Annotated in this window: 13 protein-coding genes; 3 read left to right on the top strand and 10 right to left on the bottom strand. The window is 67.4% G+C overall.

The window, feature by feature from the left end:
- The first annotated feature begins 318 nt into the window (after positions 1–318).
- From KEG57_RS03200 to KEG57_RS03190, 3 genes are all read left to right on the top strand, one after another.
- On the top strand, positions 319–1,830 hold the full coding sequence (locus tag KEG57_RS03200) for a hypothetical protein (RefSeq protein ID WP_272458096.1): 1,512 nt from the start codon (positions 319–321) through the stop codon (positions 1,828–1,830).
- Positions 1,831–1,903: 73 nt separating this feature from the next.
- Positions 1,904–2,716, top strand: a complete 813-nt coding sequence (locus tag KEG57_RS03195) for a hypothetical protein (protein ID WP_272458095.1) — start codon at positions 1,904–1,906, stop codon at positions 2,714–2,716.
- 38 nt (positions 2,717–2,754) lie between these two features.
- Positions 2,755–5,343 (top strand): DUF2169 family type VI secretion system accessory protein, encoded by a 2,589-nt coding sequence (locus tag KEG57_RS03190; RefSeq protein ID WP_272458094.1) that lies wholly within the window; start codon positions 2,755–2,757, stop codon positions 5,341–5,343.
- Positions 5,344–5,359: 16 nt separating this feature from the next.
- On the opposite strand, the gene KEG57_RS03185 is transcribed toward KEG57_RS03190, so the two are convergent.
- The 10 genes from KEG57_RS03185 to KEG57_RS03140 form a co-directional block, all read right to left on the bottom strand.
- Positions 5,360–5,788: an META domain-containing protein gene (locus KEG57_RS03185; RefSeq protein WP_272418098.1), complete on the bottom strand. Its 429-nt coding sequence runs from the start codon at positions 5,786–5,788 to the stop codon at positions 5,360–5,362.
- A 108-nt stretch (positions 5,789–5,896) separates the two neighbouring features.
- Positions 5,897–6,583: a penicillin-insensitive murein endopeptidase gene (locus KEG57_RS03180; protein ID WP_272418099.1), complete on the bottom strand. Its 687-nt coding sequence runs from the start codon at positions 6,581–6,583 to the stop codon at positions 5,897–5,899.
- Between the two features lie 18 nt (positions 6,584–6,601).
- Positions 6,602–7,216 carry a HEAT repeat domain-containing protein gene (locus tag KEG57_RS03175; protein ID WP_272418100.1) on the bottom strand — a complete coding sequence of 205 codons (615 nt, stop codon included), beginning with the start codon at positions 7,214–7,216 and terminating at the stop codon, positions 6,602–6,604.
- Positions 7,213–10,041 carry a type VI secretion system tip protein TssI/VgrG gene (gene tssI, locus KEG57_RS03170; RefSeq protein ID WP_272458092.1) on the bottom strand — a complete coding sequence of 943 codons (2,829 nt, stop codon included), beginning with the start codon at positions 10,039–10,041 and terminating at the stop codon, positions 7,213–7,215. Before tssI ends, KEG57_RS03175 begins: the two co-directional genes overlap by 4 nt.
- Positions 10,042–10,053: 12 nt before the next feature.
- Positions 10,054–11,697: a T6SS phospholipase effector Tle1-like catalytic domain-containing protein gene (locus tag KEG57_RS03165; RefSeq protein WP_272418102.1), complete on the bottom strand. Its 1,644-nt coding sequence runs from the start codon at positions 11,695–11,697 to the stop codon at positions 10,054–10,056.
- A complete protein-coding gene (locus KEG57_RS03160; RefSeq protein WP_272418103.1) occupies positions 11,694–12,113 on the bottom strand; it encodes a hypothetical protein in 420 nt (139 codons plus the stop codon). The genes KEG57_RS03165 and KEG57_RS03160 overlap by 4 nt, the downstream gene beginning before the upstream one ends.
- Positions 12,113–13,030, bottom strand: coding sequence for a DUF4123 domain-containing protein (locus KEG57_RS03155; protein WP_272418104.1), 918 nt, complete (start codon positions 13,028–13,030; stop codon positions 12,113–12,115). The genes KEG57_RS03160 and KEG57_RS03155 overlap by 1 nt, the downstream gene beginning before the upstream one ends.
- Before the next feature lie 3 nt (positions 13,031–13,033).
- Entirely contained in the window at positions 13,034–13,435 is a 402-nt protein-coding gene (locus KEG57_RS03150; protein WP_272418105.1) for a PAAR domain-containing protein, read from the bottom strand.
- Between the two features lie 17 nt (positions 13,436–13,452).
- The gene (locus KEG57_RS03145; protein ID WP_272418106.1) at positions 13,453–15,675 is read right to left on the bottom strand and encodes a type VI secretion system Vgr family protein; all 2,223 of its coding nucleotides are present in this window, start codon (positions 15,673–15,675) and stop codon (positions 13,453–13,455) included.
- A gap of 123 nt (positions 15,676–15,798) precedes the next feature.
- Positions 15,799–16,164 (bottom strand): DUF2752 domain-containing protein, encoded by a 366-nt coding sequence (locus tag KEG57_RS03140; protein WP_272418107.1) that lies wholly within the window; start codon positions 16,162–16,164, stop codon positions 15,799–15,801.
- Between the last annotated feature and the right edge of the window lie 12 nt (positions 16,165–16,176).

The raw sequence follows: 16,176 nt of genomic DNA, 5'->3' as shown, positions 1-16,176 counted from the left end.
GGGCAGCGTCCCTGTAGCCGTGGACGACATCCCTGAAGCCGTGCGCGGCATGACTGAACCCCGTGGGCGGCGTCCCTGAAGCCGCAGGCGGCATCAAGGTAGCCGCGGGCGGCATCAAGGCAGCCGTGCGCGGCATGACTGAACCCCCGCGGGCGACATCCCCCGACATCTTCTTCGAGAATGACGGGCCCCCACGGCATACGAGCAACCGCTACGGCGAGAGCGCGACCGGAAAGCCCAGCCTGTCGGCTCGAGCAAGCGGGACGTCGGTCCCCCGTGGCACGGCCCCTGCGGAGGGCCGCACCCGGGAGGATACTGATGATCCGACGTACCCACGTAGCACACGCCGCGACCCTTCTTGCTCTCGCTTCCTTCCCTGCTTGCGGCGGCAAGGACGAAGGCACAGGCGGCCCGCCATCGACGAGCCCTCCGGGCCCCTCGGAGGGCGGCGGCGAGGCCGGCGCCGTGTCCGTCCGTTCGCTCGACGTCTGGATCGGAGAAAAGGCCACCGTCGAGGCCCCCCAAGACCTCAGCAAGACCCCCATCGAGGCCCTCGTCCCCATGGGCGGCGGGCAGTGGCAGACATTCGAAGGCAAGGGCAAGGCGGATGGCTCGGTCGTCATCCCCGGCGTCCCCGAGGGCCCCTATGTCCTCCACGTAGGCGAGTTCGATTATATCTACACCTCGGCCAGGGACATCGACCTCGGCGGCGCAATCGCCGGGCGCAAGGATGCCCCGCGCGCGACGGTCAATCCGACCAAGGTTACCCTGGACATCACGAACCTCGACCCTTGGAAGGCCGGTGATGACATCCAATTGTTCGTCCCCAACAGCGGTGCAGGGCAGAGGCTGTACGGCTCGGCCGCCGAGGACTGGCCTGCGGTCGGCGACACCACGCTCGACAGGTTCACCGTGAACTGGTCGGGCTTCGCCTGGAGCAGCCTCATCGACGCGAGCAAGGGGGATGTCCTCACGGTCTCCCAGCTCTCGCAGCAGACGGGCGCTTCCGGCGTGTCTTACGCCATCATCACGCGATTCGCGAGCTTCGACGATATCACGCAGACCGACGGGAGTACCGTCTCGAAGAGCGGCGCGTTCACCAGCGTCCCGTCGAACGTGAGCGCCTCGCTCGATGTCCGTACGACGAAATTCACGAGCCACCTCGCCGCGGTGAACCCAAAGGCCGTCGATCAAGGTACCTTCGTCGAGATCCACACGCGGCCCGGCAACAAGTACGCCCCCGTCGGCTCTTCCGCGACGCTTCTTTCCCTCAGCCTCGCGGCCGGTTCCGCCGACGTCAATCTGGGCGCAATCCCGTATGGAAACCCGTATCCCGCGGACTGGGGAAGCTCCGCGTTCGTCTACCACTATGGCATGGTGACCTATACCGCGCCTGGCGTGGCGACCCCGTGGAACGACTTCGGTGCCATCATGTTCGGACGTGATGTCGCGAGCGTCAGCGGGCAGCCCATCGAGCCGCCTTTGAGCCCGGTCCAGGACCTCGAAATCAACGGAAAAAGCGCGTTCAGCGATCAGACGGGCGTCACGCGTACACCACGCTTGAGCTGGAAGGCGCCGGCCGTCGGGACGCCGACGCACTACACGATCGAGATCTTGAAGCCCAGCGAGTTCTCGTACGGGATGGTTGTCGCGAGGCTGCACACGAAGGACACGAAGGTCGATCTCCCGCCGCGCATCCTCGAGGACGTGAGCGCCTTCTATGTCCGTGTCCAGGCCCATGTGTCGCCTGTCGACATCACGACCCACCCGTATCGCTCCGCCGCGGAATTCGCGCGGGCAGACGCCTTGTCGAACATCCTCGTCCCCTGACGCGGCACGGGGGAGCAAAGCGGGCCGGGCGGCGCCGCCGCCCCCCGTTCCCTGCTACCCTCCCTCCTTCCCCTTGAACCCCGCTCCCCCCACCTCCGGCGACCCCTCCGTCCTCGCCGCGCGCCTTTGCAAGGTCGTCCCCGCGCTCTCCGACCTCGCGATGCGCACCGCCCTCGTCCGGAGAACCCTCGAAGCCGCCGGCCCGCCCACCGCCGCCCGCGCCCTCGACGACATTGCCTCCCGCGCCGAACAGACCGACCCGGCCGCCCGCGAAGTCATCGCCGCCCTCCTCCCGCTCCTCGGCGACCCGGCCCACGCCCCCTTCATCAGCGCCCTCCGCGCCGTCGCCAAGGACGCCTCCCTCCTCGCCCTCTCCCGCCTCCTTCGCCGCAAAGCCAGCCGCGCCGAACCCCGCCCCACCTCGCCCATCGAACACCGCGGCATCGCCCTCGAACCCGGCGGCCGGCCCCTCTCCCTCGGCGAACGCCGCGCCCTCGCGCGCAAACCCTCGCGCGTGATCCTCGACAAACTCCTCGCCGACCCGCATCCCCGCGTCATCGAAAACCTCCTCGGCAATCCGCGCCTCACCGAGGACGACGTCGTCCGTATCGCCGCCAAGCGCCCGCAAAAGCCCGAAATCGCCTCCGAGGTCGCTCGCTCCGCCCGCTGGATGGCCCGCGCCCGCGTGCGCATGGCGTTCGTCTTGAACCCCGGCACGCCCCCCGAGCTCTCCGTCCCCGTCCTCTCGCAGCTCCTCCGGCACGAGCTCGCCGAGGTCGCCGACGCCACCCAGGTCCCCGCGGTCCTTCGCTCCGCCGCCCTCGAGCTCCTCGCCCGCCGTCCACCGCTCCCGCCCGATCCGAACGGCGGCGCCTCGATGCAATGACCTGGTAAGCCGCGTGCCCGTTGGTTTACCCTCTCCGAATGGAGGTCGTTTCCCTCTCCCCGCTGCCGGTCGCCTCGATGATCTGGCAGTCCGGACCCGGCGCCTGGACCCTCACGTTCGTCGCCAAGGCGACGTGCCAGATCCAGCCCGGAAAATCGCCCCTCGCCACGGCCCAGGAGCCCGTGCACGAGGAGGACTCCCACTGGGACGACGACGACGCCCGTAGCCTCTTCGCCGCCAGCGACCTCGCCCCCCTCAAGCCGCGCGTCGACGTGACGCTCGTCGGCTCCGCGTTCGCGCCGCAAGGACAACCCGTCCGCTCCCTCTTCGCGCGCCTCATCGTCGGCGACCTCGACAAATCGATCGAGGTCCACCAGGACCGCTCCTTCACCGCCGACGGCGCCCTCGTCGAGGGCCCGCGTTTTTCCCGCATGTCCCTCGCGTACGAGCGCGCCGCGGGCGGGGCCGACTCCACGAACCCCGTCGGCGTCCGGACCGACGTCCGCGACTCCTTCGGCCGCACGAAACTTCCGAACCTCCAGCCCCCCGGCCTGCTCGTCAGCTCCCCCAGCACCGCCATTGCCCCCGTCGGCTTCGGCCCTGTCGCGCCGGGCTGGCCGCTCCGCCGCGGAAAGCTCGGCCGATATGCCGCGACCTTCACCCCGCATTCCCTCATCGCGGCTCCCTTGCCCGAGGACCTCGATCTCTCCTTTTTTAATGTCGCGCCCGGCGACCAGCAGCTCGGCGAGCTCGCCGAGGACGCGCGTATCGTCCTCGAAAACATGCACCCGCAGATTCCCCGCCTCGTGACGAACCTGCCGGGCCTCCGCCCGCGCGCCGTGCTCGAAGGCCGGGGTGGCTCGCACGCCCTTTCCTTGCTTTGCGATACGCTGTGGATCGATACCGATCGCCAGCTCGCGACGCTCACGTTCCGCGGGCGTATTCAGCTCGAACGCCTCGAAGAGCCCGGTCGGATCGTGATCACGCTCGAAGAGGCCACGACCGTCGTCGCCATCGCGCCGCCCGTCCCCGGGAGGCCGGTCCATCCGGATCCGGCGATTCCTCCGCCGCCCAAGCCGCGCGCCACCACGATGACGATGATCACGCCCGACGACGAGGGCATCGACACCGTCATTCCCACGGATGTGTCGCGCGCGAAAGGCGCGCTCCCGTTCGTCAAGGCCGCGACCGGGCACAACATCGTCGACGAGCGCACGACACAATCGGGCGGGCTTCCGTTTGCCACCCCGAATGCGCAGCCGGCGCAGGCCCGGGCGATCTGGGACGAGCGGACCACGACATCGGGCGGGCTCCCGTTCGCCAAGCCAACCCAAAAAGCGAATCCCTGGCCCGCGGCGACGCCCGCGCCCGCCGCGCCGCAGCCTCCGGCCCCGCAGCCGCCGCAGCCGCCGCCGGTGCCTCCGGCGCGTAGCTCGTCGCCGTCCTGGAAAGCGGCGTCCATGCCGGGCCAGCCTCCCGCGGCGCCGCCGTCGCCCGTGGCTCCGCCGCCGCCGCCCGTGCAGCCTCCGCCGCCCGTCGCGCGCTCCTCGCAGCCGGGCGGCGCCCCGAGGCCTGCCGCCGACGACAGCGTGTGGGGCGCGGGCATCAGCCGCGGCGACGCCCCGGCCGGGCAATCGATTGGCCAGGTCGTCGTCGCCGCCACCGCCGCCGCGCAGGCCGCCCCGCAGGACGCGACCGCCGGCGTCCTCGGCGCCTCCAATGCCGCCGCGGGCCCCTCGAATGCGGGCGTCGCGGGCAAACGCGACGACGTCCGCATCTCTCCCACCGCCTTTGGCGCGGGCGTCCGCCCCTCGGGCCGGCTCGACACGCGCGACGTCCTGCATTTGATCTGGTACAACCCCGAGAGCGTCGCGCGCATTTGCCGCGTCCCCGTCTGGCGCGCCATCCTCGACGAAATGGAGGACAAACCCGCCGACGAAACGCTGAACGATCCGGCCCCCACGAAGGACCCGATCGAGATCGAGGACACGCGCGACATCTTCGAGATCATGTCCCGCGGCGTCTCCCAGGACGTCGACCAGCTCGAAGCCGAGCTCGGCGCGGCCGTTCGACCGGGCAACAAGTTCGTCCCGTCCTTGCTCCTGCTCGCCGGCGAGCTCTCGTTCCCCTTCGACGAACGCAAGACGCTCGAAGCCGCCGTGGCCGTGGCGACGCCGATCGCGGGCGCCGACGAGGGGCTCAAGACGGCGCTACGCGAGGCCCGCGACTTCCTCGCGACGCCCGATCAGCTCTGCCCCGCGCCGATCATCGAGGGATACACGGCGCGCCTTCGCGAGGCGTATCAGCGCGGCCGCCGCGCCCTCGGCCCCGACGCGCTGGAGCTGCAAATGGAGCGCGCGCTCATCGAGGGCCGCCATTACCAGAAGCGCCAGGTCCTCGGCATGAACGCGATCCGCGCGCACCTGCATACGAGCACCGGCACCGGCGCGCGCCCCGCGCCTGTCTACCTGCCCGAGGACATCGCGAAAAAGCTCCCCCTCTTCCAGAAGTTCCGCGCGCGCCTGCTCGTCGAGCTTTATTTCCAGGAAGACCAGTACGAGCCGCACCCGGCCGCGCTCAAGGCGCTCGCCATCGGCCGGGTGCAATCGTCGCTCGATCGGCGCTGACGCGGGTTGGCCTCCCTCAGTCGTCGTCTTCTTCTCTCTCGAAGATGAGCGTGCCCTGCCCATTGGCGAACACGATTCTCAGTTCATCTCCCACGAGCTGGAAGGAGTCGGCCTGCTCCAGCGCGCGGAGGTACCGCCCCTCCTCTTCCATCACGCCCGCGCAAAACATTCTCGTGCTCGCCACGGAGGACATCGAGAGCGTGTTTCCCTCGACCGTGTAGGAGGTGAAGTAGTAGTTGCAGGGGGCTCTGCCAGTCGCTTTCCCGTCCGCCTGGAACTCCAGCGTGACCTCGGTCCTCCCGGAGGGCTCCCACACCGTCCTTCCCTGGACGAGCGATTCGAGCTCCCATTGCGTATTCGCCAGGATATTCGCCTCCGCCGTTGCAGGGGCGACCATCGACAGGACCGGCAACATCGCGAACAGGGATCGCAGAACGTACCCCATGGTGTACCTCCCAGGACCCGAAGCCAGAGCAATGCTTGCGCCCCGCGCGTGCCTTGGGCGGATGTGCAATCGCTGCCCTTGCGCGAACGAGCGAGCCGACGCGGCTCCTCACTCCTCGAAGCGCACGTGCAGGTGATTGTGGTGCCCTTCCCAGGGGCGCACGCCGGGCATCTTCGAATCGTTGAACAGAATCAGCTTCAGGTTCGGCTCCGCGCGCAGCGCCTCCACGAGCAGCTTCGTCCGCGCGTGGCTGTAATTCGGATCCGTGATCGTCACCGGCGCCCTGCGACCGTCCTCGCGCACCGGCCGAATGTCCACGTCCGTGCCGCGCCGGTGCGAGCCGTGCGGCGCCATCTTGCCGCCTTGCTGGAAGCTGATGTCCCCGATTGCGATCTCGAACCCGTGCGGCCGCAGCACCGCGGCGACGTTCCGGATCGATTGAATCGTCGCCGGTGTCCCCCAGACCCGGTCCTGCGGCTCGTACAGATAAAAATTGCCGTTTTCCCCCGAGAGCTGCACGAACGCCACGTTCGTCGCCTGGGGCTGATCGCCGAGCAGCATGCGCCAGGTTCGTCCGTGCGGATCGACGCGCCCGTCGGGTGATCCGAGCCGCACGACCGACCGCTGGAACGAGAGGATCGCGCGCAGCGTCGCCTCGTCCATGATGCCGGTCTCGGGCAACGTGCCGATGGCCGACGCGATGTGCGCGTTCTTGTTGAGCTGCTTCTGGACGAGAACGACGTCGTCGTGCGCGTTGCGCCCGCCCTGGCCGACCGAACCCGTGAGACGATACATGCTCGCTTCTCCGCTATCTCAAGAATCAGCCATCTCGGGAGGGAATTGCGCGATCTTGCAGATCTCCCGGAACGCATTCCGGCGAACCGCCATGTCGTCCGAGCCGAGCGGCAAATAAAGCGGCCGTAGCTTCCAGGCGAGCGGGTCGTCCGTGGCCCCGGAGTGATAAATCAGGATCGAGCCCGCGCTCCTTCGCACGTTCGGATCCGGGTGATGCAACGCCGCCCAGGCGAGCGCGTCCGCGATCTCCGGCTTGTTCATCCCGCGCGCCGCGGAGACGGCGGGGACGCCTCCGTCGAGATCACCCGAGCGAATGACCTCGGCGATCAGGGGCTCGGCCGGGCTCACCTCGAGGTCGCGGAGCGCGAGCGCGATGGCCACCTTCATGCGGCCCTTCACATTCGGATAAGCCCGCTGCATGGGGACGACGGCGCCTCGGCATTGCACCTCGGCGAGCGTCCGCGGAGCGCGCGTATCGTTGTCCTCGAGGCGCCTCATCAAGAGCTCCTCCGCCTCGCGCCGCTCGTCCTTGTCGAGCGCGCGGAACGCCTCCATGTCGACGTCCTCTCGCCATTTCGGATCGACGCCCTCGACGCTCTCGACGAAGCGCTGGAACATGGGTGAATACGTCACGCCGCGACCTCCTCGTCGTCCTCGTCGTCGGGTTCGGGCGCCGGTGGCGGCGGTGGTTTCAGCCCGAGCGCCTCTTGCATCGTGATCGGCACGAGGTCGTACGCCGTCCCGCCCGCGTCCTTGTATTTTCCGGTCGCGCTCACCTGCATCTGGAGCACCGTGATCGATGTCACGTTGGGGTTGTTCGAGAGCATTTCGATTTCATGGCGCACGATCCGGCCCTCCGGAATGGGCACGATCCCGAGCACGATGTGCACGTCGCCCGCGGCTTGCGTCGCGAGCTTTTTCGAGACGATCGTCCACGCCTCGTCCTTTTGCTCGCTCGGATCCCGCGACGACAGGTGACCGAGCTCGATCCCGCCCGGCGTCTGCTCGAGTGTCGTCGACGGGAGCCCCAGGGCCGAACGCTGGTTGGCGAAGTCCTGCGCGACCGTGCCCGCGATCGGCGGCCCCTTGCCCGACCAGAGCACGAGCCCGTTCAAAGGCGTCTCCACGTCCGCATTCGCCGCGATCTTGTTGAGCTCCTCGATTCGCTTGAGCGCCGCGTACTTCACATCGGCGGGCTTGACCGCGAGGTCGGCCACGAGCTGATCCCAGAGCGCCTTCATCGTGGCGAACGCCGGCGAATCGGGCTGCACGTGGACGTCACCGATGATCGGCACCGCCTCCTTCGCCTTCGCGATCTCCTTCGGCCGCGAGCCGTGCCCGTGCCCCGGGCTGCCGCCGACGTTGATGTCGACCTTCGTCCCTGAAATGACGATGCCGCTCCCGTCGATCCGGATGAACCCACCGGGCCCCTTCAGCGTGATGTCGGGCGCCTGGCCGACCGCGTTCTCACCGGCCGTGTAATGGATCTCCTTGCCCGCCTCCCGGGCATAATCGCCGCCCACCTTCTCGTGTTTTTCCTGGTACACGAAGAGCGAGTGATCCTTGCCCGTCCGGTCCTTGCGGTTCTCCTTCGTGTACAGGTGGAGATCCCACTCCGTGCGCTCGCGCTTCTCGCCCTTGACCACCGCGTCGACGTTCTTCTTGACGAGCAGGCGCCGGCGCAAGAAGTTGACCTCGATCTCGTCCTTGCGCACGAGCTGCCGGCGGTCGCCCTTGATCAGCGTGTGGTGCAGGCGCCCCGTCATCTCGTCCCGCTCTTTTTCGGTGTGCTGGATGCGGTTGCCGCCGACGGTCTCGAACTCCCAGGCCTGCACCAGTTTGTCACGTACGTGGCCGACGGTATCGATCTCGTCGTTCTTGACCAGCTTGCGGAGGTTCTTCTCCGCCTGCATGTAAAAGAGCTCCTCGCCCTTCTGGTCCTCGAACTTGATCTCGTTGTACCCATTCAGAGCCGGCATCGACTGGCTCTTCCACGTGCTGACGGTCTTGTGCTCCGGCAGCTTGTACGGGACAGGTTTCTCCGCATTGTAGAGGCGGCCCGCGAGCACGGGCCGGTCGGGATCCCCGTCGAGGAACGTCACGAGAAGCTCGTGTCCGACGCGCGGCAGGTTCAGCCAGCCATAGCCTGCGCCGCCCCAGCCTTCGACGACGCGGATCCAGCACGAGCTGTCGTCGTCGAGGTTGCCCTCGCGATCCCAGGGGAATTGCACGCGCACGCGCCCGAACTCGTCGACGTGGACCGCCTGATCCAGGTCGATCCCGTTTCGCGGCGCCACGACCCGCACCGATTGCACGCCGAGCACCTCGGGGCGTGGCGTCACGAGCGGCGGCCGATAAGGGACGTCCGCGAACGTCGCGTGCCCCGACACCATCCATTCGCCCTCGGCCGACCCTTCGAGGATGGTATCCGTCGTGAGAAACGGCCGCGCGAGATCCGGGTGCGGGTGGTGATCGACCTTGAACACCACGCCCGGCGTGAGATCGTTCAAATTGCTCTCGAACGAAATTCCCCCGCGATCGGCCCGCGCCGCCTCGAGCGCGCGCGTCGCCCGCTTCTCGCCGGTCGGCTGATCGTGCCGCGCGATGCCCTTGTCGTCCGCGAACGGCGTATCACCTCCGCGCCCCGCCTCGACGAACATGCCGCCGGGGATGTAATGGTACTGCTCGAAGCGCGCCTCATCGCCCGCCTTCGGCGCCTCCGTGAAGAGCGGATACTCGGGCCTTCGAAAATCGTAATCGCGGAGGACGAGCGCGCCCGGCCTCACGTCGCGCACGAGCGAAACCTTCGAGACGAACTCCCGCTCGGCCTCCATCGTCGGGTTGTGCTCGTACGGCACGGGCGGCCCGGGACGTGGCGGGTTCTTGTGGAGCTCTGCGCTGAACGTGAGCAGCGAGCCATTGTCGTCCACGTCCGGGAACGTATAAGCGATGCCCGCCTCCTCGAGCAGACGGCTCACGAAGGTAAAATCGCTCTCGCCGTACTGCACCCGGAACTCGTGCTTCGGGTATTGCCCGCGATCGATCTTCCACGCGCGCCGGACGTTCCACTCGGTGAGGATCTTGTCGACGATGTCGGGGATCGAGAGGTGCTGGAAGATGCGGTGATTGCGGCGCTGATCGAGGAGCCACAGGTGCGGGACGATCCGGAAATGGTACGTCGAGAGCACCTTGTTTTGCCGGTGCTCCGCGTGCGTCTGCTCCATGTAGCTCACGTACCCGCTCCAGACGCGCAGGCCGCCGCCCGTGAGGTTCAGGTAGCCGGAGCGCACCTTGAAGATTGCCGGCTGCCCGACGATCGCGCCGATGTCGACGGCCGGGTTCTCGCTGCGCACCCAGAGCGAGACCGTGAACGGCGTCGACACCGCCTCGTGAATCGAGAAGCGGCGGACGACGAGCGAGGTCTCTCCGCAATCGAAGCTCAATTCGAAGAAAGGCATGATAACCTCGCGTCAGTACGTCGACCGCGGTGGGCGGTGCTCGTTCCGGACCGGGATCTGGGGCGTATACTGCGGCTGCGCGCCCGCTGGTTTGACCTTCCTTTGCAGCCGCTGCCGCCCGCGGCGATCCGTCGCCTCGCCGAGGATCGTGGAGCCCGGCGACTCCGTCGCGGAGTCGTGGATGTAGTGCCGGAGCAAGAGCTGGTACGCCGGGTTCGAGTCGCGCGCCGTGAGGGCGAGCAAACGCGCGGGCCACTGCGGCCGGCGGGGAACCGGCGGGGGTATGTATGCGCCGTGCGCGCCGGCCCCCGCCTGCGAGAAACCCACGACGACGGGGCTTACGCCGCGGTACGGATCATCCGCGTGCGGGTCTGGCCCGTAAAACCGCGCCATGTATTCGTCCGTCTCGAACCAGTGGACGTACTGGCTCTTCGGCGCGCCGGGTTGCTCGGGGTGGAGCGCCCAGTCCTTGTCTTGCCGGAACCCGCAATACTCTTCGTACAAGCGCAGGATGATCCCGTCGAAGGGAAGCTCGACCGGCCCGATCGGGACCTTCGCCTTCACCATGGCCTTGTGCATGTCCCGCAGCGTGATGAACTGCAGGTGCCACTTCTTGTTCGTGCGCGGCTGGTAGGAGCCGCCGACGTCGCTGTGGCAGCCTGGGTACCAGACCTCGAGCATCCATCGTTTGTAATCGCGCGGCTCCTGATACCGCTGATCGGCCTGCGGGCGCGGCGGCCGGTGCGCCTCCAGCGGCGGAAACGCCCGGCCCGGCTCCGTGTTCGGATCCATGAAGATGGAAGTGAGCGGGAAGAGCGTGCGGAACTCGTCCTCGGCGACGAGGTGGACACAATGCTCCACGTAGGTGTGATCGACATCCGGCAGGAACGTCCCGGTGCTCGGGCCCCACATCTCCACCGTGTCGAAGATCGCCATGAACTTCGGATAGATCGTCGCCGGATCGATCGGCTCGTAGAACTCGCGGATGCCAATGTCCTGGAACTCGGTCTCGATCGACGGGATCGCGTCCGGGTTTCGCCGGAAAAAACCGGGCGAAGTGGTCTTCGTCAGGTTCGCGACGCGCTGAGCCCGGACCTGGTTCACGAAATCACGCGCGAGGGCCGCGCCGCGGCTGAAGCCGCAGACGTCGAAGTATTTCTCCTTGGCGCGCCATTTGTTGTTGTTGCTGAAGAACTCGGCCAGCATGCGCAGGCCCCACTCGATACGGGCCTTGCCGCCGGCGCCCACCGTCATGCCCGAGAGGTTCCGGTGCACCAGGGGCGTCGAGGGTTTGGCCGCCGGATCGTCCATGTTCGGCTGGGCCCGCGTGAACCAGCCGGTGTAGTCCGTGCCGACGCCGTGGTGGTAGGCCTTGTCGAGCACGATCCCCTGCTTGCGGTACGCCCGGAAGAGCCGCGCGACGTTCGTCGGGCCATTGGGCCCTCCATCCTCGCCGTACGTATCGTTCGCGTGGGCCTCGTCGACCCAGAGGTTGTTGCCGGTGCCGTCGAAGAAGATACCGATCCGGATGCGGGCTTTCGGGCATTCCGCCTCTCCGGTCGGGGGCTCCAGCGGCAAGCCCTGGCCATTCTCCATGGCCTCCAGCGCCTTGAGGAACGAGTCGACCCCACCGCCGCCTTGACCATTGCCGCTCATGGCTCACTCCTCGTCGCTGGATCGGCCATCGTTCGATCCACGCTCCACCAGTATTCCTTCGCGTCGCACATCGCCCCGGCCTCGGCCCAGGCAGCGGGCGAGATCTCCTTCACGAGCCCCTCGAGCCGCTCCTGCTCGGGCCGGTCCGCGGAGGCGAGCAGCGCCGCGATATTCTTCTGCTCGTGAAACCTCGGATCGATGCGCATCATGTTCGCGGTGAAGATCGCGAGGCTCCGCTCGTAGGTAAACCCCCGCTCGCGCCCCTTCTCGATGCAATGGGAAACCCGCCGCCACAGGACCTCGGGCGGCAGGTGCCCCACGTCGGCCCAGTAATGGAGCTTCATGTGCCGCACGACGCGATCCACGAACGCCGAATACCCGGCGTCTCGCCTCTGGGCTTTCGTGACGAGCAGCATCAGGAGACCTCCGCCGCGAAGCGCGCGACATACGCGAACGGATCCTCGACGAGGAAGGCGCGAATCTCCCCGAAAAGCTCCGCCTTCTGCTTCGTCGTGCACGTCGGCAAGAACTCGCGCAAGACGACCGGATCGTAGAATCGAAAATAGAATTTCTTCCGCGTCTCGGCGTCCGCGACCATCAGAAACCGCCGGAGGTGCCGCCGCAGCTCCTTGAAGCTGCGCGGATAGTCGATGAAGATCCCCCAGCGATTCCCCCAGCCCTCCTCGATGATCCGCGGGAGCAACGAGGAGGAAGGGTCGAGCTCGACGAGGTACGGCGCCACGTCCTCGAGCGCCTCGCCGTCGATCCCTTCGTACAGCGACTTGTACCGATCCACCGATTCCCGCACGACCGTGAGGATCCGGTCCGTCCGCGCCGCGTCGAGCACCACGTACAGCGGGCCGTCCACCTTCCGCAGCCGATCGAGTGCCTCCACGCGCCGCGCTTCCAGTTTCCGTTTGTCCCGTAGAATCCGCTCGCGGTGCTCTTCGAGCCACTGCGCCGCCATGGGGTCGAGGTCGTCCGACTCCGCTTCGAGCATGCGATCGAGCTCGTCCTCCTCGGGCGGCGTCGCGGCCTCGAAGTACACCATGAAATCGGTCTCGCCCGCGCGGATCCAGCCCCCGTTCGCGAGCTCTTCGGCCGCCGTGATCTTCTGCCCCCCGACGAGCGTCCCGCTTGCGCTCGCGAGGTCCCGCACCTCGAAGCGCCTCCCGTCGTAAGCGACCTCGAAATGCACGCCCGACATGTGTTTGTCGGGGACGACCCATTGCGCCTTCGGCTTCCTCCCGACGCGCAGGCGCTCGCCGGGCGCGAGCACCTTCTTCGTGCCGCCCTCCGGACCCCAGCGCAGCTCCAGGATTGCGCGCTGCATCGCTCAGCCCGTCCCGTCGTCGCCGCGATTCTTCCGCGCCGCCTCGCGCTCCTGCTTCGCCCGCTCGCACTCCTCGCAGAATGGCTCGTCCGTTCGGAGCGCGTCCGCCTGCGGCGACGAGCCGATGTTCACCGTCGGGCAGCCGAGCACGATCTTCCCGCCGTGCTCCGTCGGATCGCCGCGCCGCGCCGCGTCCTTCCTCCCGATCTTCACCGTCGGCTCGCCTTGAGACACCGCGTCGGGCGGCCCGATGCAAATGAGTTTGTCCCCGACCCGCGCCGCCGGCATGTAACCGATGAGCACCGTCGGCTCGCCCGAGATCACCGGTCCGCCGACGTGTGGCTTCGGCCCCGGATCCACCTTGGGGCAGACGTGCATGTCCGTGATGCGTGCAGCAGGAGGCATGACCCCTCGTCCCCTTTCTATTGCCCGATCCCCTCGACCCGCAGATCGATCGGCTTCGGCCTCTCCGGCTCGTCCACCACCGCGAGCTTCGCCTCGTCCGGCACAATCGGCTTCGCGCCCGACCCCGATCCGGCGCTGCCGCCGCTGTTGATCCGCACGAGGTTGCCCTTGATCGTCACGCCCTTCGAATCGATGCGAATGAACCCGCCGGGCCCCTTCAGCGTGAGATCCTTCGCCGCCTCGATGACGATCGACGAGCCTGCCTTGAGGTGGATCTCCTTCGACACTTCGAGCGCCGCGTTCTTCGCGATCTTCTCGTAGTGGTTCTTGTCGACCGTGACCGAGAGCGTCCCGTCGACGCGCTCGTTGCGATTGCCGACCACGTACAGGCTCGAATCCTTCTCGACCCGCTCGCGGCGCATCTGCCGCACCACGATGTCCTGATCCTTCTGGACGAGCAGCTGCATGTTGCCGTCCGTGATCTCGTGCTCGTCGCCGTTCACGAGCTTCAGGCTCCCACCGCCGACGAACAGCGTCCGATCCTTGTCGGTGATCTCGATGCGGTTCACGCTCGTCACCTCGACGCGCGTGCCGCTCGTCGACTCGATCTCGTTGCGCACGACGTACTTCTGCCGGTCGTGCCCGATCGTGATGATCTCGTCGTTCTTGACGTACTTGCGCAGGTTCTTCTCGGCCTGCATCCACACGAGCTCGCGCGTCTTCAGATCCTCGAACATGATCTCGTTGAAGCCGTTTCCGCCGAGCGACGAGTTGCTCTTCCACGTGCTCCTCGTCTTGTACTTGGGCAGCTCGTACGGCACGACCTGCGTCGCGTTGAACACGCGGCCCGTGATGATGGGCATGTCGGGATCGCCGTCGAGGAAGCCGACGAGCACCTCCTGACCGATGCGCGGAATCACGATCATGCCGTAACCCGTGCCCGCCCAGCCCTGGCTCACGCGGATCCAGCAGGAGCTATTGTCGTCGAACGTGCCCTCGCGATCCCACGGGAACTGCACGCGCACGCGGCCGAACTCGTCGACGTGGATCTCCTGCCCGGGCGGGCCGACCACCGTCGCGCTCTGCACGTTGTTGAGCTTCGGCTTCGGCGTCCGCATCGGCGGCCGGTACACGACATCCGTGTAGACGCTGCGCGCCGAGATGCTCCACTCGTCTTGCGGGCTGCCCTCGATCCGTAGATCGATCACGAGCAGATCCGATCCCTCGCCGATCTCGGGGTGCGGGTGATGTCCGATGTTGAAGATCATGCCCGGCGCGAGATCGGGGCAATTCGTATCGATCGCGACCTGCCTCCGGCCCATGCGCCGCCCGAGCATCGCCCGCTCCGCGCGCCCCTTGCCGTATTTCTCTTCGTGCCGCGCCACGCCCTTGTCGTCGGCGACCGGCGTGTTCCCGTCGGCCTTGCCCGTCTCGGAGAGGAACGAGCCCGGCTGGTAGACGTATTGCTCGTATTTGTCCTCGGGCGCGGCCGCGCGCGGCGACTGCTGGGCGAGCTCGTACGAGGGCCTGCGGAAGTCGTAGTCGCGCTGCGTGTGCAGACCCGGCCGCACCTCGTGCGACAGCCGCACGTTCGTCACGAACTCCTTCTCCGACTCCTGGTTCGGCTCCTCGATGTACGGGATGGGCAAACCCCCGCGCTTCGGACCCTTCTCCAGTTTGTCGTGGAACGTGATGTTCGTGCCCGCCTCGTCGGGGAACGTGAACGCGATGCCTGCCTCCTCCACGAGGCGGCTCATGAACGCGTAGTCGCTCTCGCCGTACTGCACCTTGTATTCGAGCTTCGGGTACGTGCCGCGATCGATCTTCCAGACGGGCGTGATCGCCCACTCGCCGAGGAGTTTGTCGACGATGTCCGGGATCGAGAGGTGCTGGTAGATGCGGTGACCACGGCGCTGCGTGAGCAGCCAGGCCTTCGGTGCGATCCGCAAGAAGTACGTCGATTCGGCCTTCTGCCCCGGCAGCGGCGCGACGCCGTGGACCTGTTCGACGTGCGTCACCACGCCCTTCCACGTCCGCGATCCGAGCCCGGCGACGAACCGCACGCCGTGCACGATCCGAAGCGATGCGTCCTTGCCGATGATGCCCTCGAGATCGACGTCCGGCTCTTCGCAGCGTGCCCACACGGCGATCGTGGACAGGGTCGAAACGCTCTCCTCCACCGTGAAGCGTCGAACGGAGAGATCCGCGCCTGAAGCTACCTTGAGCTCGAGGATGGGCATGTTTGTAATCCTACCACGCGTGTCAGACCCGAAAACAAGGGCTTTTTCCCTCGTTTTCGCGTCTACGCGCCGCGCGCCGTGGCGGATTTTTCTGGTGGAATCACGTTGCCGCGCCGCGTGAAGTCAGGGCACGGGCCCCCCGAAGAGGCCGAGGAACCGAAGCGCCCAGACGATCACGATCGCGACCCCGCTGCCGCCGGAGACATCCCTGCCAAACCTTTTCCACGCGGCGTCGTCGAGGAAACGCGCGGCGAAGACCGTGGCGATCGCCACGAACGCGAGCGGCAGCGCGAGCGGATGGAAAGCGGTCGCGGTCGCGAGATCGAGGCGCAGGAGCGCGAGCGCGGCGCGCGTGAGGCCACACGCGGGGCAGGGGAGCCCGAGCGTCAGGCGGAGGATGCAGGTGGTTTGGGGGACGAGGGCGAGGAGGAAAGCTATCGAGAGCGCCGGCAGGGCGAAGCGGAGCCGCTTTGCGGCGCTCTCGCGCATGGGCCGGAACGC

This window comes from Polyangium jinanense (assembly GCF_028435365.1).
The sequence above is the reverse complement of the archived record's forward strand: the minus strand, read 5'-3'. Positions and strand labels throughout refer to the sequence as shown.

What these genes read in the sequence shown, in the direction of transcription:
- KEG57_RS03180 (WP_272418099.1), bottom strand. Translation starts at nt 6,583, where the DNA reads ATGTATCGTCTCACGGGTTCGGTCGGCCAGGGCGGGCGCAACGCGCAC.
- KEG57_RS03140 (WP_272418107.1), bottom strand. Translation starts at nt 16,164, where the DNA reads ATGCGCGAGAGCGCCGCAAAGCGGCTCCGCTTCGCCCTGCCGGCGCTC.
- KEG57_RS03150 (WP_272418105.1), bottom strand. Translation starts at nt 13,435, where the DNA reads ATGCCTCCTGCTGCACGCATCACGGACATGCACGTCTGCCCCAAGGTG.
- KEG57_RS03165 (WP_272418102.1), bottom strand. Translation starts at nt 11,697, where the DNA reads ATGAGCGGCAATGGTCAAGGCGGCGGTGGGGTCGACTCGTTCCTCAAG.
- KEG57_RS03155 (WP_272418104.1), bottom strand. Translation starts at nt 13,030, where the DNA reads ATGCAGCGCGCAATCCTGGAGCTGCGCTGGGGTCCGGAGGGCGGCACG.
- KEG57_RS03145 (WP_272418106.1), bottom strand. Translation starts at nt 15,675, where the DNA reads ATGCCCATCCTCGAGCTCAAGGTAGCTTCAGGCGCGGATCTCTCCGTT.
- KEG57_RS03160 (WP_272418103.1), bottom strand. Translation starts at nt 12,113, where the DNA reads ATGCTGCTCGTCACGAAAGCCCAGAGGCGAGACGCCGGGTATTCGGCG.
- KEG57_RS03200 (WP_272458096.1), top strand. Translation starts at nt 319, where the DNA reads ATGATCCGACGTACCCACGTAGCACACGCCGCGACCCTTCTTGCTCTC.
- tssI (WP_272458092.1), bottom strand. Translation starts at nt 10,041, where the DNA reads ATGCCTTTCTTCGAATTGAGCTTCGATTGCGGAGAGACCTCGCTCGTC.
- KEG57_RS03190 (WP_272458094.1), top strand. Translation starts at nt 2,755, where the DNA reads ATGGAGGTCGTTTCCCTCTCCCCGCTGCCGGTCGCCTCGATGATCTGG.
- KEG57_RS03185 (WP_272418098.1), bottom strand. Translation starts at nt 5,788, where the DNA reads ATGGGGTACGTTCTGCGATCCCTGTTCGCGATGTTGCCGGTCCTGTCG.